This window comes from Marinobacter halodurans (assembly GCF_004327985.1).
Classification (GTDB): domain Bacteria; phylum Pseudomonadota; class Gammaproteobacteria; order Pseudomonadales; family Oleiphilaceae; genus Marinobacter_A; species Marinobacter_A halodurans.
The window spans coordinates 24,663-47,427 of record NZ_SJDL01000010.1 but is presented as its reverse complement, the minus strand read 5'-3'; the positions used below and the strand labels follow the sequence as shown (position 1 = coordinate 47,427).

Here is a 22,765-nt window from a genome sequence, read left to right as displayed (position 1 = left end):
CTGGACGGTTACTCCAGCCCCGGAGGCACGAAGAACATGACGGTTTCTGTGAAGCCCTCCATGTAGTGTCGGAGATATACCCTGTAGTCCGGATAATAAGACAGAACCCGCTCGGGAACCGTCCGGAAGTCGTCTGGACGGTGATAGACGCAGACCGCCAGGCGAGGCTTGTAGGCGCGGATATGTGCTTCAGCACCCGCTAGGGCTGCATGCTCAAAACCCTCAATATCCATCTTGATGAAGGTCGTGGGCTCGCTCACGAGTTCATCGAACCGAACGGCCGTGATCGTATCAAGGCCCTCTCCATCAGTAGCAACACGCGAACTGCTGCCGTCGGAAGCAAAGCTTACCGGACCCGTATGATTGGATAGAGCCTCCGCATGGAACTCAACATCCCGAATTCCGGACAGGATTCGCTTCGATGCCCGCATATTCTCGGCAGAAGGCTCGAAATAATGGATTCGCCTGTAGTCCGGGCAATGATGGATGAACTGCAGGGTGGTCTTGCCGTCGAAACCGCCAATGTCGGCGAAGACTTCTCCGCTGGTTTTCAGGTTCAGGAAAGGTTCGAAGTACTGTTCGTCCTCCCGACAATTGAAGCTTTCCATATGGTCGATGTCGTAACTTTGCCGAAACGCGATGAGCCGGGAGAAGCACAGGCGTGATTCCTCATCCTCGAAGCGATCATGGAGCCGCTGGTAGGCTTCCGCGTGAGTTTCGAGGTCCTCTTGAAAGCCTTGCCAGTACTCGATGTCCCTGATGCTAAGGGAGGTGTGCTTGGCGAAAGCGTAGTAGTCAAGACTGTCGAAAGGATAGGATTTGACTCTCGATCGGGCCGATTTGGGGCGATAGACAACAGCAGTCAGGACCAGCGCATCGGCGGGCACGTCATCGATGGGAATGATGGGCTTGCCATGGAATTCCTTTTGCTGGGTAAAGTCGTTGAGGTAACCGTCTATATCGATGTGTTCCGCGACGCTAAGGGCGTATTCGTTGGTCCCAAGAATAAACTTGGGCCGCCCGGAGAGCTCGAAAGCCTTGCAGAATTTGCGAGCATATTCGGTTTTTGCTTTTGCCGATACCGTCATGGCTTTCCCCGGGAGTTTCATCTATATCAAGCTGTTGGCCGGCTCACCGGCTATCAGGTGTTTAAAGCCTCGCAGGAAACTGAGGTTTTCTTGGCGCTTGAAATCGCTCGACGTGGCCAGTGTGTTGAGTAGGACATCGCGCATTCTGCCGGCCCTTTTGACTGCATCCGCATGCTCGCTCGGATTGTGTATCCAGACGATTGCGGTGGCGATGAGTTCCAGTTCTGTCGAAAAGACAAAGCCGGCTTCGGGATCGAAACGGGCGAAATTACAGTAGTCGGTGAGCTCTGCGAGGTCGCCCTCACTTTTGAGATAGAGCTTGGGCTGGCTGAGCAGAACGGAATCGGTGTTGGTGTTGGTGCCCCCAAAGGGGAATGTCCCGATCGCAAAATGGCACTGCGCCAGTGTCTGCATATAGAGTTCATAATGACATGGCGGATGCACATGAAATCCACTGCCAAAAATTCCGGCGAGTTTGCGTTGGAAGGCGAGTAACTTGAAACCCCGCTCATGAGCCGGAAAGAAGTGGAACTCGATTGGCTTTTCAGAGTGCTGCCTGAGCATCCGGCATACCTGCAACACGCGGTCACTGATCTTCATCAACGAGCTGTTTACGGCAATATGGACGACGGACGTTGAAGTTTCGTTGACCGGGGCTCGCAGGGACAGGTCGGTCCGGGGGTGGAGCTCAATATCGCTACCACTATCAATCGTGAAGTTAATCACCTTTTCGGTGCACAGTGACTGGTAATCAGGGCCGGGCAGCCATCCGACGAGAAAGCCATAGTCGATGGTGTCGGTGTAGGCGGATGCCGGGTGGCCATAGCCCATGATCTGCACCGGTGCCAGGCGAAAGTTTGCGAGAAGCACCGTCCAGATGTTCATGCCGAGCGAGAGATAGAAAATGACGTCGGGTCGATAGTGATTGACCTGCTTTGCGATTTTGCGGATGTCCTTGGGATTGCCTTCAACGAAAACACAGTGGTCAGCGTCGTTCTTGCTAACGTCGTCCACATCCTTCTCATCAACGAAGAAGCACACCTCATAATGATCCTTCAGCTCCGAGATATAGGCATGGAAGCACCGGTATACGGCATGATCGGAACGGTAGCGTTCGAGCATAATGGCGATTTTGGGACGCTTATTCATCGGACCGGCTTCACGGGTTTCCACCGTGGGGTTAGCCGAGCGGATCAACCGGTTGATCCTGGCCTTGATCGAGTGCCGGTTGGGGATGTCCCAGTAGGAGCAGCCCATCCAGATGTTAACCAGCATGACTCTGCACAAAGTGATGTCCAAGCCATCCGGTAACCTGAGAAAGGCGTTGAAGGCTATCTCAAAATTATCGTAACCCCTGGATGTCTGAATCTGCTCAAGCTGGTAGAAGACAGAGGTCAGCATGTAGAGCATCTCTTGCGGAATGCGTTCGTTCAGGGTGTCGAACGGCATTACCATCTCGCTGTTGATCGTCCAGCAGATCATCAGCAGGAAGATGTCGGCATCGGTCTTGAGCTGGAAGCCGCCCTCGGGAGACCAGAGATCCCGGTATATCATGACGTGATCGAGATTGCCGAAGTCAGACAGGTAGAAGATGTCGGTGAGATGCGTCTTGTAAAAGACGAGTTTGCGGGCCTCCAGCGTCGTCAGCTCCAGTTGCGGGGCGCAGAGAAACCCGGTGATACATGTGGCCAGTCGTTGAACCGCGTTCTGGTTGTCGAAAAGACTGGCGTCTTTGTGCAGCGGGTGGATGCCCGGCGATCGGCGAGCCTCGCCGGCCTGTGTCAGCCGCTCACCGCCCAGGACGGGGTTGCCTTTTTCGATTGCATCGAGAATGTCGAACAGTTCTTTCTTGAAGCCCGCGTCGTCACGGGTAAACAGTTTTTTCTCAAGCGAGGCAATCGTCACGGCAGGTCCTTAAACAGCGGGAGGGAACGGGGTAGCACGCCTGTGCCACCCCAAAAGGCTAGTTTAGCCCTGCAGCAGCTGCAATACCTGCTGCGGTCGTGCGTTGGCCTGGGCCAGGATGGACAGGCCTGCCTGCTGTAGGACCTGTGTCCGTGCCAGTTCCGCGGTTTCGGCGGCAAAGTCGGCGTCCTGGATCCGTGAGCGGGCAGCGGTCAGGTTTTCCGACGTGGTGCTGAGGTTGGCGATTGTGGATTGGAAACGCGACTGCACCGCACCCAGATCCGCCCGGATGCCGTTCACTACAGCCAGGGCGCCGTCGACGATGGAGATCGCGTTGTTGGCGCCTTCGACGGTGCTGATGTCAATACTCGACACCGTCTCCCGCTGGGCACCGACCGGCGTATCGGCGACCACGTTAAAGAGGGAGCCGGCCGTGTTGTCGATGTCGGAGCTCACCGCATAGGCACCGGAGGACGAGAAGTCGACGGTGCCGGTCACCACAACCGAGTCCTGGGTATCGTCATTGCCGATCAGGTCGGTCGACGCGCCACTGCCGGTTACCCCGGCGACGGTCATGTTGCCCGGGCCGCTGTGGGAGAAGTTCTCGATCTGGATGTCCTTGCCGGCATCCTGGGTCAGGACGAGGGTGTTGTCCTCAACCCGCGCGTTGATACCGGTCTGGCCTGCGGCCTTGTTGATGACCGAGGCCAGCTCCGACAGATCGTTGGGGTCGCTGATGGACGCGGAAATCGTTGATACCTGGTCGCCGGAACTGAGGTCGAACGTAACGGTACCGGCCGCATTGGTGGTCAGCGTCGTTTCGGTGCGGGCGGTGGCCGTCACGCCGGTGCGTTCTTCCTCTTTGTTGACCTGTGCGGCGATGTCCGCCGCCGAAGCGCCGGCAGGGATCGCGATATCGACCTGGTCAAGAGCGCTGGCAACGGTCAGGTTCTGCGCGGCAATCGGGTGGCTGGTCGCCGTCAGGTTTCCCGCTACTGCTGACGGTGATCCAGAACCCAGGTTGTCCTGATCGTTGACACTCTCGACTGAGTAATTCCCCAGGTCTTCATTGGTCGCGCCGGTTACCGACACCGAAATGCTCTGGTTCTCGTTGGCACCCACCTGGAAAGTCTGCGCCTGGAAGGAACCGTCAAGCAGCTTGAGACCGTTGAACTCGGTGGTGTCCGCAACACGTTGCAGCTCCTGTTTAAGCTGGTTTACCTCGCTTTGCAGGGCGGCCCTGTCGGAAGCGGAGTTGGTTGAGTTGGCGGACTGCACGGACAACTCCCGGATGCGCTGCAGGATCTCGCCGGATTCATCCAGCGCGCCTTCGGCGACCTGCGCCAGGGAGATACCGTCGTTGGCGTTGCGCACAGCCTGGTTGAGGCCTCTGATCTGCGACGTGAAACGCTCCGAGATCGCCAGGCCCGCGGCATCGTCCTTGGCGGAGTTGATGCGAAGACCGGAAGACAGGCGTTGCAGTGCGGTATCGGCGTCCCGTTGGGATGTGTTCAGGTTTCGCTGGGCATTCAGCGAGGCAATGTTCGTGTTGATAATCTGAGGCATATCGCTCTCCCTATTCAGAGAAGCCGGTAGCTCAGTGCCCGATCACAAGGACGCCCTGCCGGCCGTTGTTCAGAAAAAAGCATTCCTGAGCGGCACAAAGCGAAGGTCATGCCAGTTTTCTTTTTATCGCTTTAAGGCTATGAAATATATCGATTAAATCTTTTCTTTCGGGCGAGTATCCCGGCAGGCGTGACGAGTCGTTGGCGGGGTAACGTGGCAGGCCTTTGCCGCTTTTACATTAGTTAACAATAAACTCGGAAGTTTTTTCTAAAGGAACCGTAATGGGCGCCGTTAAGCACTACAGCAGGGCGGCGCACCCAATAAACGAGGACGGGCGCCAGACCTCTTCCACAAGAGAAACATAGGTTTTATAGGAGAAGCATCATGGCTCTCGGTATCAACACTAACGTCGCTTCACTGTCCGCTCAGAACAACCTGAACAAGTCCCAGTCTCTGTCGGATCAGGCTCTGGAGCGTCTGTCTTCCGGTCTTCGCATCAACTCCGCCAAGGACGATGCCGCGGGCCTGGCCATTTCCTCCCGTTTTGACGCGCAGATCCGCGGTCTGAACGTTGCCCAGCGCAACGCCAACGACGGTATCTCCCTGGCGCAGACCGCTGAAGGCGCCCTGGGCCAGGCCGGCGACCTGCTGCAACGTATTCGCGAGCTGTCCGTGCAGTCCGCCAACGACACCAACTCGTCCACCGACCGTAAATCGCTGCAGGCTGAGGTCACCCAGTTGCAGGCCGAGCTGAACCGTGTCGCTGACACCACCAACTTCAACGGCCGTACGCTGCTGAACGGTGAGTTCACCAACTCCCAGTTCCAGGTGGGCGCTAACGCCAACCAGACCATTAACGTGTCCCTGGGCAGTGCGCGTGCGACCGATATCGGTAACTACACCGCAGATACCAGCAACGGCACGCTGACTGGTAACCTGACGGCCGCTGCTGCTGATGATCCCGGTGGCAATGGTATTGCTGCAGGCAACATCACCGTTTCCGGTAATGGTGCAACGGAGCTGGCCGAGTTTGGTGCGAACGCCACAGCCAGTGATATCGCTGCGTCCGTCAATGAATTGACCTCCAAGACGGGTGTAAGCGCCGATGCGTATACTGAGGCGACCATCTCCGGCCTGAGCGCTGGTACAGTTTCTTTCGATCTGACGGGTGAGAACAGTACCGCAATCACCATCTCTGCGACGGTCGAGTCTGGCGATAACAGCGCGCTGGTTACGGCTATCAACGATGCATCCGCGACCACGGGTATCACGGCGAGCCTCGACGATTCCGGCAACGTACTGCTCGAGAGCGACGCGGGTGACGACATCGTCATTGCTGACTCTTCTGCCAACGTCACCGTAACGTCTGCAGACGGATCCACTGCGAGCTTGGTGGCCGGGGGCAATGACAGCACCCGTGTGACCGGCGAAGTCGACTTCAGCTCCAGCTCTGCCTTCAGCATCGTGGGTAACGCTGACGAGGTTGTCAGCAGCACGGCCGAAAGCGGGCAACTCCAAAGCGTCGCCGCGATCGACATCACCACGGCTGACGGTGCGAATGCTGCGATCGAAACCATCGACGCCGCGCTGACCTCCATCAACAGCCAGCGCGCTGACCTGGGTGCGATCCAGAACCGCTTCTCATCAACCATCGATGCGATTGCGACCACCTCTGAGAACCTGTCAGCAGCGCAAAGCCGGATCCTGGACGCGGACTTCGCCGCCGAAACAGCGAAGCTGTCCAAGTCACAGGTGCTCCAGCAGGCTGGTATCTCTGTCCTGGCACAGGCTAACGCCCGTCCGCAGCAGGTTCTGTCCCTCCTGCAGTAATAGGGGTAGCACGGCAACGGTCGGTCCCTTCGGGGGCCGGCTTTTCGCCGCATGAGGATAGCGAGGTGAGCTATGACTGACGTAAACCTGAACAGCCCGGATTTGAAGCTGGTTCGCCCCAGTGAACAAGCTCCGGCTCGGGCGTCTGCGTCACCTCAGGCAGAAGGAACCAAGCCTTCCGCTCGAGTCCAGCATGTTTCCAATGTTGTATCGCTCGACCAGCCGCAGCAGCTTTCGAAAGTGCAGCGGATGGAAAAGCAGGAGGAGGCCCAGAAGGAATCTCTCGATAAAGCCGTTTCCCGCCTCAATGATTTTGTCCAGACCGTGCAGCGTGACCTGCAGTTCGAGGTCGATAACGACTCCGGCAAGACGATCGTACGTGTGGTGGACCAGAAGACGGAAGAGGTTATTCGACAGATTCCGGACGATGTGGCTTTGAGGTTGGCCGAAAATTTGCAGCAGGATGAACCGCTGACGTTATTCAACATCGAAGTGTAGAAGCTTGCCGCTTCTTTAGCCGGTCAAGGATAACGGGACTTCAGCACCGCCGCCTTCGTGAGAAGCCGGCGGTGTTCTGCATTCAGGCTGTGAGGTTTTAGTGTGGATCTGGCCTTTGGTATCAACGGATTAGGTTCTCGCGCCGCCGATTGGCGAGAGCGGTGGCATAGCAGCAGAACTTGATCTGCGGGGCGCACCCGGCTCCGGATACATGCTGTTACAAATTGGTGGTCCCGACTGGCAAAGTTTTGCCGCTTGCGGCCGATAAGCGTACAAATGGACAGGCAGCCTTCCTGGGGAGGCGATCGACATGGCAAACATTTCTTCATTGGGTATCGGTTCCGGCGTACTGACGTCAGACCTCGTGGACCAACTGGTCGAGGCCGAGCGGAAGCCCACGGCGAACCGGCTGGACAGCAAGGAAAAGGAAACCCAGGCGCTGATCTCGGCCTATGGGACGCTGCGCAGTGCCATTACCGAGCTGCGTCTGCCCATGCGCCAGTTGAGTTCGGTCGAGAACCTCAAGGCCTTTTCCGCCACGTCATCCAACGACGATGTCGAAGTGTCGGTCGACAGCGCGTCCGCCAGTCGCGGCAATTACACCATCCAGGTCGACAGTCTGGCGCAGGCCCAGTCCCTGGCATCCGGCACCTTTAATGACAAGGATAGCACCGCTATTGGTACCGGCCGGATCAGCCTCAGCGTGGGCGGCGAAGTCAAGAACATCGACATCGACAGCTCCAACAACACCCTGCAGGGGATTGCCGACGCCATTAACGATGCGGGTATTGGCGCCAATGCAGGGGTAATCGATACCGGCAATGGATATCGACTGGTGCTGTCGTCCGATGAGACCGGTACTGACAATGCCATCCGGATTTCCGTCAATGACGGCGACGGCAACAATACCGATGGCTCCGGTCTGTCCCAGTTTGTCTTCAACGACACGACCCAGAATCTCACCGAAACGGTTGCGGCGAAGGATGCCGTCGTGCAGGTGAACGGCATTACCATTACGCGGTCCTCCAATACCATCGATAATGTCGTGGACGGATTGACGTTCGATGTGAAGGCGGAGGGCGTGACCTCGACCGTCAAGGTGACCCAGGATACCGGCGCCGTTGCCGACCGGGTTCAGTCGTTTGTCGATAAGTTCAATGCATTGCAGCAGACTATCCAGGGGCTTGCCGGTTACAACGCAGAGACCCAGACCGGTGGTTTGCTGTCCGGCGATGCCACGGTGCGGGGCATACAGAACCAGCTCCGCAGCATGCTCACCGGTGTCGTTCCCGGGCTGGAGAACGCGGGTGTCCGCTCCCTGGCGGATGTGGGGATTACCACGGACTACAAGACCGGACAACTGACCTTTGACGCCGGCAAGTTTCAGGAGCAGCTGACGAAGCATCCGGATGATGTTGCCGCGCTGTTCGGTGAGCAGGGACGTGCCTCGGATGCCCAGGTCGAGTTTATCAGCAGCAACATCAACACCGAACCCGGTGAGTACAGCATTAACGTCACCCAGGCGGCGACCCAGGGCGCATTGACTGGCGCCAATGTCGGAACCGGTTCGGTGACGGTTGACAGCAACAACGACAACCTGTCGTTCAAGATCGACGGTGAGACATCGGTCAGCATCCAACTGACCGCAGGCACCTACACACGGGATCAACTGGCTGCGGAAATCCAGACGCAGCTCAACAGCAGCGGCGCCCTCAGCGCCACCGGCAAGAAAGTGCAGGTGGATTTTGATGCCACCAGTGGTGCGCTGAGTTTCAAGTCCGGCACCTACGGCAGCGAATCGAACGTGAGCATCACGTCCGTGGATACCAACAGCGCAGCCGACCTGGGGCTGTCGGTTGCCACGGGCACCGCCGGGCAGGACGTGGCGGGTACGATCAACGGTCAACGCGCCACCGGCGAAGGGCAGGTTCTCTTCGTCGAGGGAACGTCCAAGGCGGCGGGCATGCAAGTCCGTATCACCGGTGACGCGACCGGCAATCGCGGAACGATTACCTACATCGAGGGGCTGGGCGAGCGTACCGTCAACATGGTCACTGATATGCTCAGTGCCGACGGCGTGATCGAGGCCCGCACTGACAGCCTGCAGGACACGCTGGATGACATCGCCGATGATCGCGAGCAATTGCAGGCACGTATCGACGCATACCGTGATCGCCTGGTTTCGCAGTTCAGTGCGGCGGATAAGCTGATCTCGCAGCTCAACAGTACCAAGGACTACGTCACCCAGCAGTTGGCGGCCCTGGCACCCAACAATAACAGCAAGAACTAATCCGTTGTTGCACAGGCAATCAAGAGGTTGATTATGAACGGTTTACAGGCATACCAGCGGGTCAATACCCAGACCAGCATCACCGATGCGGATCCGCACAAGCTGATTCAGCTGCTGTACAACGGCGCCCTGGAACGGATCAACATGGCCAAGGCCCGGATGCAGGCCAGGGATTACGAGGGCAAGGGGCGGTTGATCAGCAAGGCCATCGAGATCGTTGGCGGTCTGCGTAGCTTCCTGGACTTCGAAAAAGGCGGCGACCTGGCCCGTCACCTGGAAGGCCTGTACGACTACATCGAGCGCACGCTGTTTGAGGCGAACCGGCTCAATGATGCGGCCAAGCTGGACGAGGTGTCCGATCTGCTGCGCCAGGTCAAGGAAGGCTGGGACGGTATCCGCGACGAGGTGATGTCCGGCCAGCAGGCCACCGGCTGATCGAGTCCTGTCTTTTAGAGCTGTAGCAGGACCCCTATAGTCGAATAGGGTCCTGATGGTATACCCGGTATGCTGGCTCCACGTTGGCCTGTTTGAGCGGTTGTCCTGCCACATGAAGCCTATTTTCCGGCGTCCGGTCGCTGTCTGCCTGTTGGCCTGCCTGTGCCTGATTGCCGGTACAGCGCCGGTCGTCGCGGATCACAAGTCGGATGACGAACCGGAGCCCGCCATTTTTGCCATTCCCGAAGTCTGGCCCTGGGGCTTCGAGGATCGCTACGGCCAGCCGGACGGAACGCTGGTGACCTTTGCACATCGCCTGGTTGCCGTTGCCAATCTGCCGATTGCATACGAATTAAGGCCCCACCGACGGGCCATCAGTGAGCTGCTGGAAGGCACCGTCGATTTCGTGGTGCTGTTCGAGAGTCCACTGCTGGATAAAGCCGCCATCGGTCTGGGCACCGTCGTCACCACGCAGGTGATGCTGACGGCAATGTCGGACAGCAACTTTGAGCTTTCCCTGGACGGGCTGGCCGGTAAGCCGGTGGCTTTTATCAGCGGCACCTATTACGGCGAGAAGTTCGAGCAGGCGACATCGATTCGCAAGTTCCCGGTGCGGGACATTTTCCAGGCCATTGAAATGCTCAAGCTGGGGCGGGTGAGTGCCATCCTGTGTAGTGATCAGGCCCTCTACCGCACCATGCAATCCCTCCAGCTGTCACCGGACCGTTTCCGCACGCGCGTTTTCCGGGAAGGGCAGCGGGGGATCCTCTACATGTCTCGCCGCGCCCGTTATCCGCAGTTGGAAGGTCCCATCCGGGAGGCACTCCAGCAGCTTGAGCGGGACGGCGATCTCGCCGATATCTTCCGGTTACCTCTCTAATCAGCGACTTTCCGGGCGCCTGGGCGGTTCAGTCCTCAATGGCAACCAGACCTTCCAGGTGGGCGGCAACGCCCTCGGCCAGTGCTTTCAGGTTATAGCCGCCTTCCAGGCTGGAAACCACCCGGTTGTCGGCGTAGTCACGGGCGATTGAGGTAATCAGGTCTGTAAGCCATCGGTAATCAGCGGCATCCAGTTGCAGCTCGGCAAGCGGGTCCGCCTTATGCGCATCGAATCCGGCGGAGACCAGTACCAACTGCGGCTTGAAATCCTGTAAGCGGTGCAGCCAGGCCTCTTCCACCGTGCGCCGGTAGTCTGCCCCGGACGTCCCGGCGGCAATCGGCGTGTTGATGATGTTCTCCGGCAGCCGATAGACATGGGAGTGGGGGTAGAAGGGGTGCTGGAAGCTTGAGCACATCAGGACCCGCTCATCGCCCTGGACGATGTCGACCGTTCCGTTTCCCTGGTGTACATCGAAGTCGATGATGGCGACCCGTTCCAGACCGTGAAAGTTCAGCGCATGCCGGGCGGCCAGGGCGATGTTGTTGTAGAAACAGAAGCCCATCGACTTGCCGCGCTCAGCGTGATGGCCCGGCGGGCGTGCAGCCACGAACGCATTGGTGGATTGTCCGGACAGCACCATGTCGACCGCCTGCACGTTGGCGCCGGCAGCCAGGCGGGCAGCGCGCAGCGTGTGGGGCATCATGGCGGTGTCGGGATCGGTGAACACGCGGCCGCGGGTGGGCTGCATCATATCCAGTTGGCTGAGGTAGCTCTCCGGGTGCACCTGCAGGAGCTGGTCCCGGGTAATCTCCTCCGGCCGTACCCAATCCAGCTCTTGCTCCAGATCGGTGTCGGCAAGGTAACTGATGATGGCCTTCAGCCGTTCCGGGGACTCGGGGTGCTCCGGGCCCATGTCGTGTTTCAGGAAGTCATCGTGGTAGAAGAACGCAGTTGTCATTATTGGTCCCGTGTAACCGGTGCGCTATGGCCTGTCCTTTCTCATGTTATCAGGGATGACGGGGACTCGCTTTGCTTCTTTGGTGGGGATGTGAGCCGTCGTTCCGGAGGTTTTTGGTGCCCGGTCATGGGGGCAAGCCTGCGACAATCGGTCGTTTCCAATCCAAAAAGTTTCGTTTTAAATCCACGCCGGACCGCCTAACATGAGAGGCAGATTGAGGAGGGGTGGCAAGGCGCCTGGCATTCGAGCCAGGTCGCTTTGCCGCACTCCGGGGTAATGACGCGGCCTGCTGGAGGGGCGACGACTTGGGCACACGGTATCTGGAAAGCCTGTTCAATCCGGAGTCGATCGTGATTGCCGGCGCGTCGGAACGGGCGGACAACCTGGGCGGTATGGTGCTGCGGAACCTGATGGCCGGCGGCTTCCCGGGGCAGCTGCTGGTGATCAACCGTAATGAGTACCAGAACGTCCACGGCGTACCTTGCGTCCCCAAGGTATCGCGGATGCCGATGAAGCCGGATCTGGCGATCGTCTGTACGCCGCCGGATACCGTGCCGAAGATGATCCGCCAACTGGGCGAGGCGGGTGTCCGCACGGCCATCGTAATGACCGGCGGGATGTCCCGGGCCCACAGCAAGACCGGACAGCCGCTGATGTACTCGGTGCGCGATGCGGCGCGCGAGGCCGGTATTCGGGTGTTGGGCCCCAATACCATCGGCCTGATGGTGCCGTTCCGCAGCCTGAACGCCACCTACGCCCATATGGGCGCCATACCGGGCAAGGTCGCCTTCGTCGGCCAGTCCGGTACGATTGCCAGTTCCATCATCGACTGGGCCTTTGCCCGGGGTGTCGGGTTCTCCCATTTCCTCACCCTGGGTGACGGCATGGACATCGGTCACGATGACCTGATCGATTACCTGGCCCAGGACACCCGATGCCGGGCCATCCTTCTGCATATTGAAAGCATTCCCAATCCCCGGCGCTTCATCTCGGCGGTGCGGGTGGCCTCCCGGACCAAGCCCGTGATTGCCGTGAAGAGTGGCCGGGTGCCGGAATCCGAATGGTTGCCGGTACAGCGTCCGGTGGGCGTGACGCGCACCGATCCGATCTACGACGCGGTGCTGCGCCGGGCCGGTGTCTTGAGGGTCGACGGCCTTGGCCAGATGTTCGACGCCCTGGAAACGCTGACCCGCATGCGCCCGGTGCGCCGGGAAGAGCTGGTGATCATGGCCAACGGTGTCGGGCCGGGCGTGCTGGCGGTGGATCGTCTGGCGGGACTGGATGGCGAACTGGCGACGCTATCGACGGAGACCATCGAGTCCCTGGCCAAGCACCTGCCGTCCTACTGGACCCGCAAGAATCCCATCGACCTGAACTACGACGCGTCACCGGAACTCTATGCCGAGGCTTTGCGGATCCTGGCCAAGGATCCCAACGTGTCCAACGTGCTGGTGATGTATGCCCCGAGTCTGACTGAAGACAGCCTACAGATTGCCGATGCCGTGGTGCAGGCCAGCAAGGGTACCCGACTGAACACCTTCACCTGCTGGTTGGGCCAGAGTACGGTGCTGGAGGCCAGGGATGAGTTTTACCGGGCGGGCATTCCCTCGTTCTTCTCGCCGGAGAAAGCGGTCAATGCCTTCATGCAGCATGTCCATCACCAGCGGGTCCAGCGATTGCTGCGGGAGACCCCGGAGTCCTTCACCGATCACTTCGCCGACAGCTCGGTCGCCCGCAAGATCGTCATGAAAGCGCACCGCTCCGGCCGCAACCACCTGTCCAACAGCGAGGCCAGGGAAGTCATCCGCGACTACGGTATTCGTGCCGTGGACACGGTCTACTGCGATGATGTGGAAGGGGTCGTGGAAAGCTTCCAGGTTGAGCGCCGGCCCATTGACGTTACCCTGATCCACGAGCGTGGCTGTCATCCGTTCATGGAGGAGCAGACCGGGCGGGGGCGCTACAAGTCGACCATCCAGGGGCTCAACAGCGAGTCGGCAATCATCGAGTCGTGCCAGGTCCTGATGGACGAGTATCGCGCCCACTTTCCCCGCAGCGGCTTCCTGGGCTTTGCCGTCCAGCGCACCTACCAGCACCTGGGCGGCATTGCCTTTAGCGTCGGGATTACGCGGGACCCGGTATTCGGTCCCCTGGTGGTCTGCGGCGCGGCCGGCGCCAGTGTGAACGTGATGACCGACCGCCAGATCGCGCTGCCGCCATTGAACATGGTGCTGGCCAAGGAGCTGTTGCGGCGAACCTACATGTACCGCCTGCTGCGGGAGTACAGCCTGCAGCCCGAGGAAGATATCCGGGCGATCTGCGAAACGTTGGTCACCCTGTCCCAGATCGTGATCGACATCCCGCACATTCGCGGCCTGGAAATCCTGCCACTGCTGTTTGACCGACATGGCGCCGTGGCGGTGGACGTGGCGATTGACCTGGCGGAGGAGCCGGGACGCCCGATCATCCAGCCGTATCCGCGGGAGCTTGAGGAGTGGGTGGTCCTGCCGAAATCCGGGCGCAAGGTGATCGTGCGGCCGGTGCTGGCGGAGGACGAGCCGGCGCACCTGGAATTCCATCATCACCAGTCACCGGAGTCGATCCGTTACCGCTTCTTCCAGTATCGCAAGCATTTCTCCCACGAAGACGTGGCCCAGATGGTCCAGATCGACTACGACCGGGAGATGGTGTTTATCGCCAATGCCGAGCGCGAAGACGGCACCGGCGAGGAAACCCTGGGCACCGTGCGCGTCTGGACCGATGCCGACAACCTCCAGTGCGAATTCGCCGTCATGGTGCGTGATGACATGAAAGGCGAGGGCCTGGGCTACATCCTCATGCGCAAGATGATCGACTACTGCCGCGCCCGCGGCACCGTCGAAATGATCGGCAACGTGCTGCCGGACAACCACCCCATGCTCAACCTGGCGCGTCATCTCGGATTCGAGATCACCTACAACATGGAAGAAGACGTCCTGGACCTGCGCCTGCCGCTCAATGAGCCGGAAACGGATTGGCAAAGGGAGAGGTTGCGAGGGTAAAGTTTTTGCCCAGCATAAGCTTAAAAGGGCACCTTCGGCGCCTCAGAAGCTAAAGCATCTGCTACATGCTCGAGTTGACTGGCAATGTAGCCGACGCTTCAGCTTCGGAGCAGCCCGCAGGGCTGCTAGCGTGTTGTCGATATTCTTAAAGTTTCGACTGAGGCCATAACAGGGCCCCTGTCGGCGCCTCAGAAGCTAAAGCATCTGCTACATGCTCGAGTTGATTGGCAATGTAGCCGACGCTTCAGCTTCGGAGCTGCCCAGAGGGCAGCCATCCATCAGGATTTACACCTTAGCCCAAATACATCGAATCCCAATGTGGATATTCGCGAACGGTTCGCACTATCCCAGCGCGTACAGGATTAAGAATAATGTATCGCGCGATATCCTGTCGGTCCTCGATTCTTCTCAGCGTCCGCTCGTGATAGCCCTTTTGCCAGGGGATTTTGCTACCGGCATTTCGTGATGCCTGAATTTTCAGGTGAGCTAAAACGTCTCCGAGGCTTCCGACGCCAGTCAGCGCCAATAGAAGGTGCAGGTGGTCGGGCATAATGACCCAAGCCATGACTTTTGCCAGACCATTCTCTTCCGTTTTCCTTAACGCAGCGACGGCAGCCCGGGCCGTGTTGAAGTCCTGGAAAGCCGGATAGCGATTCTGAGTGCATGCAGTGACCAGGTACTCTTGGCCTGCTATTGAATGTCGGTGGGCGGTGGCGTTCTTATAACTCAAGAATTAACTCCTTCCATGGAGTTGGCATTCAACGGGCACCTTACGGCGCTTCAGAAGCTAAAGCATCTGCTACACGCTCGAGTTGACCGGTGATTTGGTCGATGCTCTAGCATTGAGGCGGTTTGGAAGGTGCGCTTCTATCAGCACCTCAGTAAGTCGGGGCACCTTACGGCGCCTCAGAAGCTAAAGCATCTGCTACATGCTCGAGTTGACTGGCAATGTAGCCGATGCTTCAGCTTCGGAGCAGCCCGCAGGGCTGCCTGCAAGTAGCGGAATTACGCCGCTTCTTCCTCATCCACGATCGCCGAACGATCCTCGCCACCCAGCGCTTCCAGCAACGCCGGGATCAGGCGCGCCAGTTCCAGCGTCATCAGCGTGAATGCGGCGTCGAACTTGGCGGCGGCATCGTCGGCGTCCACGTCGTCCAGCTTTTCCTGGAAGGTGTCTCCGAACTTGAGGCGGCGCAGGGCCAGTTCCTCGTCCAGCACGAAGGTCAGGCTGTCCTCCCAGCCCAGGGACAGCTTGGTGACCTGCATGCCCGCATTGAGGTGGTTGCGGATCTCGTCGCCCAGCAGGTCCAGACCCTTGCAGCGCACCACGCCGCCGTCTTCACTGGTGTCCTTGAGCTCGCACTCGGTGCCCAGTGAGAAGGTCGGGGGCAGGTCGATGGTTTCGCTCAGCCAGCCGGAGAAGGTGAAGGTCGGCGCCTGTTCCAGCGCGGGTGGGCGGACCGGCAGGGAACCGATGCACTTGCGCAGCGTGGTGGCGATTTCCTCGGCCTGCTTGTCGGAACCGGCATCGACGATCATGAAGCCATCCTGCGGCGCCAGGTAGGCGAACGTCCGCTTGGACTTGGTGAAGGCCCGGGGCAGCATTTCCTGGGTCAGCTGCTCCTTGATCTCGTCCTTTTCCTTGCGCGGCACCTTGCGCATCTGCTCCGCCTCGATCATCTCGACCCGCTCGGTGACTGCTTCCTTGAGGACGGCGGCCGGCAGCACACGCTCTTCCTTGCGCAGGGCAATCAGGTGATAGCCGTTGGCGCTGTGCACCAACTGCTGGCCGTGGCGTCCCAACGGTGGTACCCAGCCCTGGCGGAAGGATTCCTGCGGACCGCAGGGTTTGAAGGCGGACTCACCCAGTTGGCGCTCCAGTTCCTCGACGGATACGTTGAACGGCTTGGTGAATCGATAGATACGGGCATTACGAAACCACATTCAGATGTTTCCCTGAGTTGAATGGTTGTTGAAACGTGATGGGCCGGAGGGTTGATCGTCTCCGGCAGAAGATGATTGCGCATTGAAGCACAAAGCGGGGGCAAAGGTCAGTGTCGAAATAACGGACGGTTGGTCTGCGGCTCGGTAAGTCGCTGGGAGAACTCAGAAATCCAGCGTTTCAACCAGGATCGTCTTGATGACGAAGCCCACGACACCGGCCCCCAGTACCATGAACAGAAGCGCAGTGCCGAAGCGGCCGGCGTTGGATTTCCTGGCGAGATCCCAGACGATAAAGCCCATATAGGCGATCAACGCCGTCAACAGCACATAAAGGGCGATCTCGGAAAACAGGGCTTCACTCATGGACGCTGATCAGGCCGGTTCGTCCCGCAGGAAAACCCAGTTGTCGCCGTTGGACTGCTCTTCACTGAAGCGGTAGCCTGCCCAATCGAACTGCTTGAGAGCCTCCGGCTCATTGATCCGGTTCCTGATCGCGTAGGCGCACATCAACCCGCGGGCTTTCTTGGCGTAGAAGCTGATCATCTTGTACTGGCCGTTCTTCCAGTCCTTGAACTGCGGCGTGATGATGCGACCGTCCAGTTCCTTCTTCTTGATGCTCTTGAAGTACTCGTTGGACGCCAGGTTGATCAGCACCTGGCCTTCATCCGCCAGTTCGTCATTCAGCGCCATGGTCAGCTTGTTGCTCCAGAAGGCATAGAGGTCCTTACCGCGCCTGTTCTCGAACCGGGTGCCCATCTCCAGTCGATACGGCTGCATCAGGTCCAGCGGACGCAGGATGCCGTAGAGACCCGACAGGATGCGCAGGTGGTCCTGGGCAAACTCGAAATCCTTGTCGTCGAACGACGGCGCATCGAGTCCGGTGTAGACATCGCCGTTAAAGGCGAGCACGGCCGGGCGGGCGTTGTCCGGCGTAAACGGGGTATGCCACTGCTGGTAGCGCTCGGCATTCAACTGGCCCAGTTTGGCGCTGATGCCCATCAGGTTGCTGACCTGGTGCGGCTCCAGCGTCTTGAGCTGGTCGATCAGTTCGCAGGCGTCGTCCAGGAAGGCCGGCTGGGTGTATTTCTGTGTCGCCAGGGGGCTTTCGTAATCCAGGTTCTTGGCCGGGGAAATGACCATCAGCATGATTGGGTCCTCAATGTCGGGTCAGGCTATTAAAAACAGCCATAATCATAAATTATAAATTGCCGGCGTTTAAATTGAGTCTGGCTATGCGGTGCATCAGCTCAGGCTTTATCCAGGAAAACCATCAGGTCGTCCCGGGTAAACGGCCAGTCCAGCTCGCGGCCATTGTCGGCCCGGCGCAATACCGGGATCCGTTCGCCGTAACGGGCGACCAGTTCCGTGGATTGGGCGATGTCCACCACGTCCACTGGGATCGGTGGATCCATGGGGGTCTGTACGAGCAGGGTCTCGGCCAGTCCACAAAGCTGGCAGTTGTCGGTGGTGTAAAACACCAGTTGCATGGGATGAAGCGCGTCCTGGCTCATGGGGTCACCGCGCGTCGAGCTGCTGGCCGGTCACGCCGTGGCTGTCCGGCCCCATCAGGTACAGGAACATCGGCATGATGTCTTCCGGCGTCGGGTTGCTGTCCGGGTTCTCGGCCGGGTAGGCGTGGGCGCGCATGTTGGTCCGGGTGGCGCCGGGGTTGAGGCTGTTTACCCGCACGTTGTGGCGCTCGTCGTCCAGCTCGTCCGCCAGGAGCTGGCTCAGACCTTCCAGCGCAAACTTGGACACCGAATAGGCGCCCCAGTACGCCCGGGCCTTGCGGCCCACGCTGGAGGAGACGAACACGATGGAGGCGTCGTCGGACTTGCGCATGGCCGGGATCAGCGCCCGGGAGAGCAGGAATGGTGCGGTCACGTTGACCCGCATCACCTGCTCCCAGATTTCCGGATCGTAGAGTTCGATCGGCGTGCGCTGGCCCAGCAGGCCGGCATTGTGCAGGATGCCGTCCACCTGCCCGAAGGATTCCTCGATGGTCATGGCCATCTCCTCGTAATCCTTGACCGCAGCGCCTTCCAGGTTCATCGGCACAATCGCCGGCTGGGGATGACCCGCGGCCTCGATCTCATCGTAGACCGATTCCAGCTTGCTGATGGTCCGGCCCAGCAGGATAACCGTCGCTCCGTGGGCGGCATAGGTCTTGGCGGCACACCGGCCGATGCCGTCGCCGGCGCCGGTGACCAGGATGATGCGATCTTTCAGCAGGTCGGCAGGTGCCTTGTAATCTTGCATGGTCTGCGCTCCTTGATCCGGGAACCCGGGGCGGGCCCCTCAGGCTTCTTTTCCAGTGTACCGGTTCTGCAGCATGGCCAGCAGTTCACCGGCGGAATCGATGATGAAATCGGCCTGCCAGCCGGGAATCTCGCCGGGGTGGCGGATGTAGCCGTAGCGGGCGGCCACGGTGGTCATGCCCGCGCGTTTGCCGGCTTCTATATCGCGAGCGTGGTCGCCGACGTAGATACACTCCGCGGCGGGAATGTGCAACAGCTCACTGGCCAGGAGCAGGGATTCGGGATGAGGCTTGCGCTGATCCACGTCGTCCGGGCAGACCAGAACATCGCTCCGGTCATGAAGGTCTAGCGCGTGCAGCAGCGGCACGCTGAATCGGCGCGGCTTGTTGGTGACGATGCCCCAGGCGATGCGATTTTCTTCCAGCCAGGTCAGCAGGGTTTCCATGCCGGGAAACAGCTTGGTCTCCACGGCGATCTCGCTTTCGTAAAGGTCCAGGAACTCGCTGTGCCGGTCGAAATAGTCCTCGTCTTCCGGCGTCAGCCCGAACCCCACATGGATCATCGCCCGCGCACCGTCGGACACCGACTCGCGGATCTCGGGCTCGGGCAGGTGGGGCAGCTTGTAACGGGCGCGGACGGCGTTCAGGCAGCGGATGAAATCCGGCGCCGTATCGATTAGCGTCCCGTCCAGGTCGAACAGGATGGCACGCGGTCGCTTCACGCCGGACCGCTCCCGCCGTCGTCCAGGCGCGCGTGCATCAGGTAATTGACGTCCACGTCGCGGCCCAGCTTGTAGACCCTGGTGATCGGGTTGAAGGTCATGCCGGTCAGGTCCTTCACTTCGAACCCGGCGTGGCGCAGGAAGTCCGACATCTCGGAGGGCCGGATGAACTTGCGCCACTCATGGGTTCCCTTGGGCAGCATGTTGAGCACGTATTCGGCGCCCACGATGGCAAACAGGAACGACTTGGGGTTGCGATTGATGGTGGAGACGAACAGGTCGCCACCCGGGCGCAGCAACTTGGCGCAGGCCTGGATGATCGACCCCGGCTCGGGTACGTGCTCTAACATTTCCAGGCAGGTGATGGCGTCGTACTGGCCGATGTGGGCCGGATCCTCCGCCAGGGTTTCGATGGGAATCTGCTTGTAGTCCACCTCGATACCGGATTCCAGGCCGTGGAGCCGGGCCACCGACAGCGGTGCCTCGCCCATATCGATACCGGTGACGTGTGCACCGCGCTGGGCCATGCCCTCGCTGAGCAGGCCGCCGCCGCAGCCGACGTCCAGCACCTTGCGACCGGGCAGGGGCGCGCGCTCGTCGATGTAGTTCAGGCGCAGCGGATTGATGTCGTGCAGCGGCTTGAATTCGCTGTTGGGATCCCACCAGCGGCTGGCCAGCGCCTCAAATTTGGCAATCTCGTTGCGGTCTACGTTGTTACCACTCATTCGTGTCTTTCCTGTGAGAAAACAATAACGAGTCAGGGGATTAGCCCTGGCGAATGCGTTGCGCCCAGTGGTCGACCCGCAGCATCAGGTCCGGCACGTCGATGCGCGTCAGGACGCCGTCCTGAACCTGAGGTACGCCGCCGATCCAGCTGTGGCTCAGTTGGCGGCCATGACGGCTGTAGATCAGGTGCGAGGCCGGGTCGTATATCGGCTGGTTGAACGGATCACTCAGGTCGATGGCGATCACATCCGCCAGTTTGCCGGCTTCCAGCGAGCCGATCTCCTGTTCGCGGCCCAGGGCGCGGGCGCCATTGATGGTGGCCATCGCCAGCGCATCGTGGGCGGACAGTGCTGACGCGTCCTCGGCCACCGCCTTGGCCAGCAGCGCGGCGGTGCTGACCTCGCCGAACAGGTCCAGGTCGTTGTTGCTGGCGGCGCCGTCGGTCCCGATGGCCACGTTCACGCCGGCCTTCTGCAACTTGTCCACCGGGCAGAAACCGCTGGCCAGTTTCAGGTTGGATTCCGGGCAATGGACCACGTGGGCGCCGCTCTCCGCCACCAGGGTCAGGTCGCTGCCGTCCACCTGTGTCATATGAACGCACTGGGTGCTCCCGGAGAGCAGGCCGAGATCAGCCAGCCGTTGCGTGGGGCGTGTGCCGGTTCTCTCGAGGGCATCGGCCACTTCGAACGCCGTCTCGTGGAGGTGGATCTGGATGGCTGTCTGTTTGTCAGCGGCGAGGCTGACGATGTCTTTCAGCGGTCCGTCCGAGACGGTGTAGGGCGCATGCGGCCCGATGGCAATGCGGGTGTGGCTGTGCTCGCCCCAGTGGTCGATCAGGTCCGCGCCCTTTTTCAGGTAGGTCGCCGGTCCATCGCCCCAGGCCGTGGGGAAATCCAGGACCGGGAAGCAGATCTGGCTGCGGATGCCCACGTCGGTGGCCACCTGGGCGGCGACTTCCGGGAAGAAGTACATGTCCGAGAAACAGGTGGTGCCGGTGCGCAGCATTTCCGCGAGCGCCAACCGGGTGCCGTCGGCAATGAACTCGTCGCTGACGAATTTGGCCTCGGCCGGCCAGATGTGGTCGTTCAGCCAGGTCATCAGCGGCAGGTCGTCGGCCAGTCCCCGCATCAGCGACATGGCCGCGTGGCCGTGGGCGTTGACCAGGCCCGGCAGCAACACATGGTCATTCAGGTCGAGGGTTTCCCGCGCACGAAAGCGCTGGTCGGCTTCGTCCTGGGGTACGATGGCTGCAATCCGGTCGCCCTGTATCAGCAGGGCGTGGTGGTTGAGAACCGTACCGGACGGAACCACCGGGATTATCCAGCGGGCGTTGATTCGGGTGTCGACAGCGGTGATGGTGTCAGCGGTCATGCCTGTCCTGGTTGGTTTTCCATGGAATGTCGGCGCGGGCCGGTATGCACGCCAGTATAGCGACGTCGGACCGGTGGAACCAGCGATCCGCGTGCCCCGCAGAGCTTCAAGGCGTTATAATTGCAGCCAGTAACTTCCCAATATCAGGACGCTTTTTAATGATTGATCAATCCGCACCGACGCCCGGCCCCGACAGTCTCGGCACCCTGGCGATCCTTTGGCATGGCGACCGCCTGGCGCTGCTGGATCAACGCCTGCTGCCAGACCAGGAAGTGTGGCTGACCTACCAGGATCCTCAGGGCGTCGCAGATGCTATCCGGGATATGGTGGTCCGCGGGGCGCCGGCAATCGGGATCAGCGCCGCCTACGGTGTCGTACTGGCGGCGATCCAGGCGCGGGTGCAGGACGACTGGAAAACGGTGATTGGCGAGGCGATCGATGTCCTGGCCGCCTCCCGGCCCACCGCCGTCAACCTGTTCTGGGCCCTGGAACGGATGAAGACCCGGTTGCAGGCCTGCCAGGCGCCGGATGAGGCGATTGCCAGCCTGACCGGCGAAGCCGAGGCCATCCACGCCGAGGATGTGGCCGCCAACCGGCTGATGGGACGTCACGCGCTGTCGATCATGGAAGAGGCGCCGTTTTCGGTGCTGACCCACTGCAATACCGGCGCCCTCGCTACCGGCGGGTACGGCACGGCCCTGGGCGTGGTTCGCAGCCTGTGGCACGCCAACCGCCTGAAACGGGTCTATGCCGACGAAACCCGGCCCTGGCTGCAGGGCAGCCGTCTGACCGCCTGGGAGCTGCAACAGGAAGGCATCCCCGTTACGCTGAATGCGGACAGCGCCGCCGCGCAGATCCTGCGCCAGGGGGAGGTCCGTTGGGTCATCGTGGGGGCGGACCGGATTACCGCCAACGGTGACGTCGCCAACAAGATCGGCACCTACAGCCTGGCCATCCTGGCGCGTCACCACGGTGTGCGTTTCATGGTGGTGGCGCCCTCCAGCACCGTCGACATGGCGTTGCTGTCCGGCGCGGACATCCCCATCGAAGAGCGGGACGGTACGGAAGTCCGGGCGGTGCGCGGCGTGGCCATTGCTCCGGGCAAAGTGCCGGTCTACAACCCGGTATTCGATGTGACGCCGGCGGAACTGGTTGACGCCATCGTTACCGAGAAAGGCGTGATCGAGAAGCCGGATGCCGAACAGATGACCGCCATGTTCGGCCGCCGGTAATTGAGGGACGAGCCCCGCGCGA

Annotated in this window: 20 protein-coding genes; 7 read left to right on the top strand and 13 right to left on the bottom strand. The window is 60.3% G+C overall.

The window, feature by feature from the left end:
• Positions 1 to 8: 8 nt before the first annotated feature.
• The 3 genes from EZI54_RS08330 to EZI54_RS08320 form a co-directional block, all read right to left on the bottom strand.
• Positions 9 to 1,088: an FkbM family methyltransferase gene (locus EZI54_RS08330; RefSeq protein ID WP_165495718.1), complete on the bottom strand. Its 1,080-nt coding sequence runs from the start codon at positions 1,086 to 1,088 to the stop codon at positions 9 to 11.
• Between the two features lie 21 nt (positions 1,089 to 1,109).
• Complete coding sequence (locus tag EZI54_RS08325) at positions 1,110 to 2,993, bottom strand: hypothetical protein (RefSeq protein WP_131480922.1); 1,884 nt, start codon at positions 2,991 to 2,993, stop codon at positions 1,110 to 1,112.
• Positions 2,994 to 3,056: 63 nt separating this feature from the next.
• Entirely contained in the window at positions 3,057 to 4,559 is a 1,503-nt protein-coding gene (locus tag EZI54_RS08320; RefSeq protein ID WP_131480920.1) for a flagellin, read from the bottom strand.
• Positions 4,560 to 4,943: 384 nt separating this feature from the next.
• Here EZI54_RS08320 and EZI54_RS08315 point away from each other — a divergent pair, with 384 nt between their 5' ends.
• The 5 genes from EZI54_RS08315 to EZI54_RS08295 all read left to right on the top strand — a co-directional run bounded on the left by EZI54_RS08315 (position 4,944) and on the right by EZI54_RS08295 (position 10,492).
• Positions 4,944 to 6,389 carry a flagellin N-terminal helical domain-containing protein gene (locus EZI54_RS08315; RefSeq protein WP_131480918.1) on the top strand — a complete coding sequence of 482 codons (1,446 nt, stop codon included), beginning with the start codon at positions 4,944 to 4,946 and terminating at the stop codon, positions 6,387 to 6,389.
• A gap of 72 nt (positions 6,390 to 6,461) precedes the next feature.
• Complete coding sequence (locus EZI54_RS08310; RefSeq protein WP_131480916.1) at positions 6,462 to 6,887, top strand: flagellar protein FlaG; 426 nt, start codon at positions 6,462 to 6,464, stop codon at positions 6,885 to 6,887.
• 310 nt (positions 6,888 to 7,197) lie between these two features.
• Positions 7,198 to 9,177, top strand: a complete 1,980-nt coding sequence (gene fliD, locus EZI54_RS08305) for a flagellar filament capping protein FliD (protein ID WP_131480914.1) — start codon at positions 7,198 to 7,200, stop codon at positions 9,175 to 9,177.
• A 33-nt stretch (positions 9,178 to 9,210) separates the two neighbouring features.
• Positions 9,211 to 9,612 carry a flagellar export chaperone FliS gene (gene fliS / locus EZI54_RS08300; RefSeq protein WP_131480912.1) on the top strand — a complete coding sequence of 134 codons (402 nt, stop codon included), beginning with the start codon at positions 9,211 to 9,213 and terminating at the stop codon, positions 9,610 to 9,612.
• A 112-nt stretch (positions 9,613 to 9,724) separates the two neighbouring features.
• Positions 9,725 to 10,492, top strand: coding sequence for a substrate-binding periplasmic protein (locus EZI54_RS08295; protein ID WP_165495717.1), 768 nt, complete (start codon positions 9,725 to 9,727; stop codon positions 10,490 to 10,492).
• Positions 10,493 to 10,520: 28 nt separating this feature from the next.
• On the opposite strand, the gene EZI54_RS08290 is transcribed toward EZI54_RS08295, so the two are convergent.
• The gene (locus EZI54_RS08290) at positions 10,521 to 11,450 is read right to left on the bottom strand and encodes a histone deacetylase family protein (protein WP_131480908.1); all 930 of its coding nucleotides are present in this window, start codon (positions 11,448 to 11,450) and stop codon (positions 10,521 to 10,523) included.
• Between the two features lie 305 nt (positions 11,451 to 11,755).
• On the opposite strand from EZI54_RS08290, the gene EZI54_RS08285 reads away from it, so the two are divergent.
• On the top strand, positions 11,756 to 14,491 hold the full coding sequence (locus tag EZI54_RS08285; RefSeq protein WP_131480906.1) for a bifunctional acetate--CoA ligase family protein/GNAT family N-acetyltransferase: 2,736 nt from the start codon (positions 11,756 to 11,758) through the stop codon (positions 14,489 to 14,491).
• A gap of 292 nt (positions 14,492 to 14,783) precedes the next feature.
• Here EZI54_RS08285 and EZI54_RS08280 read toward each other — a convergent pair whose 3' ends face one another.
• The 9 genes from EZI54_RS08280 to EZI54_RS08240 all read right to left on the bottom strand — a co-directional run bounded on the left by EZI54_RS08280 (position 14,784) and on the right by EZI54_RS08240 (position 21,511).
• The gene (locus tag EZI54_RS08280) at positions 14,784 to 15,221 is read right to left on the bottom strand and encodes an REP-associated tyrosine transposase (protein WP_131480904.1); all 438 of its coding nucleotides are present in this window, start codon (positions 15,219 to 15,221) and stop codon (positions 14,784 to 14,786) included.
• Positions 15,222 to 15,496: 275 nt separating this feature from the next.
• Positions 15,497 to 16,435 (bottom strand): recombination-associated protein RdgC, encoded by a 939-nt coding sequence (gene rdgC / locus EZI54_RS08275; protein ID WP_131480902.1) that lies wholly within the window; start codon positions 16,433 to 16,435, stop codon positions 15,497 to 15,499.
• A 162-nt stretch (positions 16,436 to 16,597) separates the two neighbouring features.
• The gene (locus EZI54_RS08270; RefSeq protein ID WP_131480900.1) at positions 16,598 to 16,798 is read right to left on the bottom strand and encodes a DUF2788 domain-containing protein; all 201 of its coding nucleotides are present in this window, start codon (positions 16,796 to 16,798) and stop codon (positions 16,598 to 16,600) included.
• Positions 16,799 to 16,807: 9 nt separating this feature from the next.
• Entirely contained in the window at positions 16,808 to 17,581 is a 774-nt protein-coding gene (gene yaaA, locus EZI54_RS08265; RefSeq protein ID WP_131480898.1) for a peroxide stress protein YaaA, read from the bottom strand.
• Between the two features lie 101 nt (positions 17,582 to 17,682).
• On the bottom strand, positions 17,683 to 17,922 hold the full coding sequence (locus EZI54_RS08260) for a glutaredoxin family protein (protein ID WP_131481069.1): 240 nt from the start codon (positions 17,920 to 17,922) through the stop codon (positions 17,683 to 17,685).
• A gap of 28 nt (positions 17,923 to 17,950) precedes the next feature.
• The gene (locus EZI54_RS08255; protein WP_131480896.1) at positions 17,951 to 18,694 is read right to left on the bottom strand and encodes a YciK family oxidoreductase; all 744 of its coding nucleotides are present in this window, start codon (positions 18,692 to 18,694) and stop codon (positions 17,951 to 17,953) included.
• Between the two features lie 39 nt (positions 18,695 to 18,733).
• Entirely contained in the window at positions 18,734 to 19,414 is a 681-nt protein-coding gene (locus EZI54_RS08250) for an HAD-IA family hydrolase (protein WP_131480894.1), read from the bottom strand.
• Entirely contained in the window at positions 19,411 to 20,139 is a 729-nt protein-coding gene (gene ubiG, locus EZI54_RS08245) for a bifunctional 2-polyprenyl-6-hydroxyphenol methylase/3-demethylubiquinol 3-O-methyltransferase UbiG (protein WP_131480892.1), read from the bottom strand. The genes EZI54_RS08250 and ubiG overlap by 4 nt, the downstream gene beginning before the upstream one ends.
• Positions 20,140 to 20,179: 40 nt before the next feature.
• Complete coding sequence (locus EZI54_RS08240; protein WP_131480890.1) at positions 20,180 to 21,511, bottom strand: TRZ/ATZ family hydrolase; 1,332 nt, start codon at positions 21,509 to 21,511, stop codon at positions 20,180 to 20,182.
• Positions 21,512 to 21,669: 158 nt separating this feature from the next.
• On the opposite strand from EZI54_RS08240, the gene mtnA reads away from it, so the two are divergent.
• Positions 21,670 to 22,743, top strand: coding sequence for an S-methyl-5-thioribose-1-phosphate isomerase (mtnA, locus tag EZI54_RS08235; RefSeq protein WP_131480888.1), 1,074 nt, complete (start codon positions 21,670 to 21,672; stop codon positions 22,741 to 22,743).
• The last annotated feature ends 22 nt before the right edge of the window (positions 22,744 to 22,765 follow it).

Coding starts and splice junctions, on each gene's coding strand:
- EZI54_RS08320 (WP_131480920.1), bottom strand. CDS start 4,559: ATGCCTCAGATTATCAACACGAACATTGCCTCGCTGAATGCCCAGCGA.
- rdgC (WP_131480902.1), bottom strand. CDS start 16,435: ATGTGGTTTCGTAATGCCCGTATCTATCGATTCACCAAGCCGTTCAAC.
- EZI54_RS08310 (WP_131480916.1), top strand. CDS start 6,462: ATGACTGACGTAAACCTGAACAGCCCGGATTTGAAGCTGGTTCGCCCC.
- EZI54_RS08260 (WP_131481069.1), bottom strand. CDS start 17,922: ATGCAACTGGTGTTTTACACCACCGACAACTGCCAGCTTTGTGGACTG.
- EZI54_RS08290 (WP_131480908.1), bottom strand. CDS start 11,450: ATGACAACTGCGTTCTTCTACCACGATGACTTCCTGAAACACGACATG.
- EZI54_RS08240 (WP_131480890.1), bottom strand. CDS start 21,511: ATGACCGCTGACACCATCACCGCTGTCGACACCCGAATCAACGCCCGC.
- yaaA (WP_131480898.1), bottom strand. CDS start 17,581: ATGCTGATGGTCATTTCCCCGGCCAAGAACCTGGATTACGAAAGCCCC.
- EZI54_RS08255 (WP_131480896.1), bottom strand. CDS start 18,694: ATGCAAGATTACAAGGCACCTGCCGACCTGCTGAAAGATCGCATCATC.
- fliD (WP_131480914.1), top strand. CDS start 7,198: ATGGCAAACATTTCTTCATTGGGTATCGGTTCCGGCGTACTGACGTCA.
- mtnA (WP_131480888.1), top strand. CDS start 21,670: ATGATTGATCAATCCGCACCGACGCCCGGCCCCGACAGTCTCGGCACC.
- fliS (WP_131480912.1), top strand. CDS start 9,211: ATGAACGGTTTACAGGCATACCAGCGGGTCAATACCCAGACCAGCATC.
- ubiG (WP_131480892.1), bottom strand. CDS start 20,139: ATGAGTGGTAACAACGTAGACCGCAACGAGATTGCCAAATTTGAGGCG.
- EZI54_RS08330 (WP_165495718.1), bottom strand. CDS start 1,088: ATGACGGTATCGGCAAAAGCAAAAACCGAATATGCTCGCAAATTCTGC.
- EZI54_RS08315 (WP_131480918.1), top strand. CDS start 4,944: ATGGCTCTCGGTATCAACACTAACGTCGCTTCACTGTCCGCTCAGAAC.
- EZI54_RS08270 (WP_131480900.1), bottom strand. CDS start 16,798: ATGAGTGAAGCCCTGTTTTCCGAGATCGCCCTTTATGTGCTGTTGACG.
- EZI54_RS08295 (WP_165495717.1), top strand. CDS start 9,725: ATGAAGCCTATTTTCCGGCGTCCGGTCGCTGTCTGCCTGTTGGCCTGC.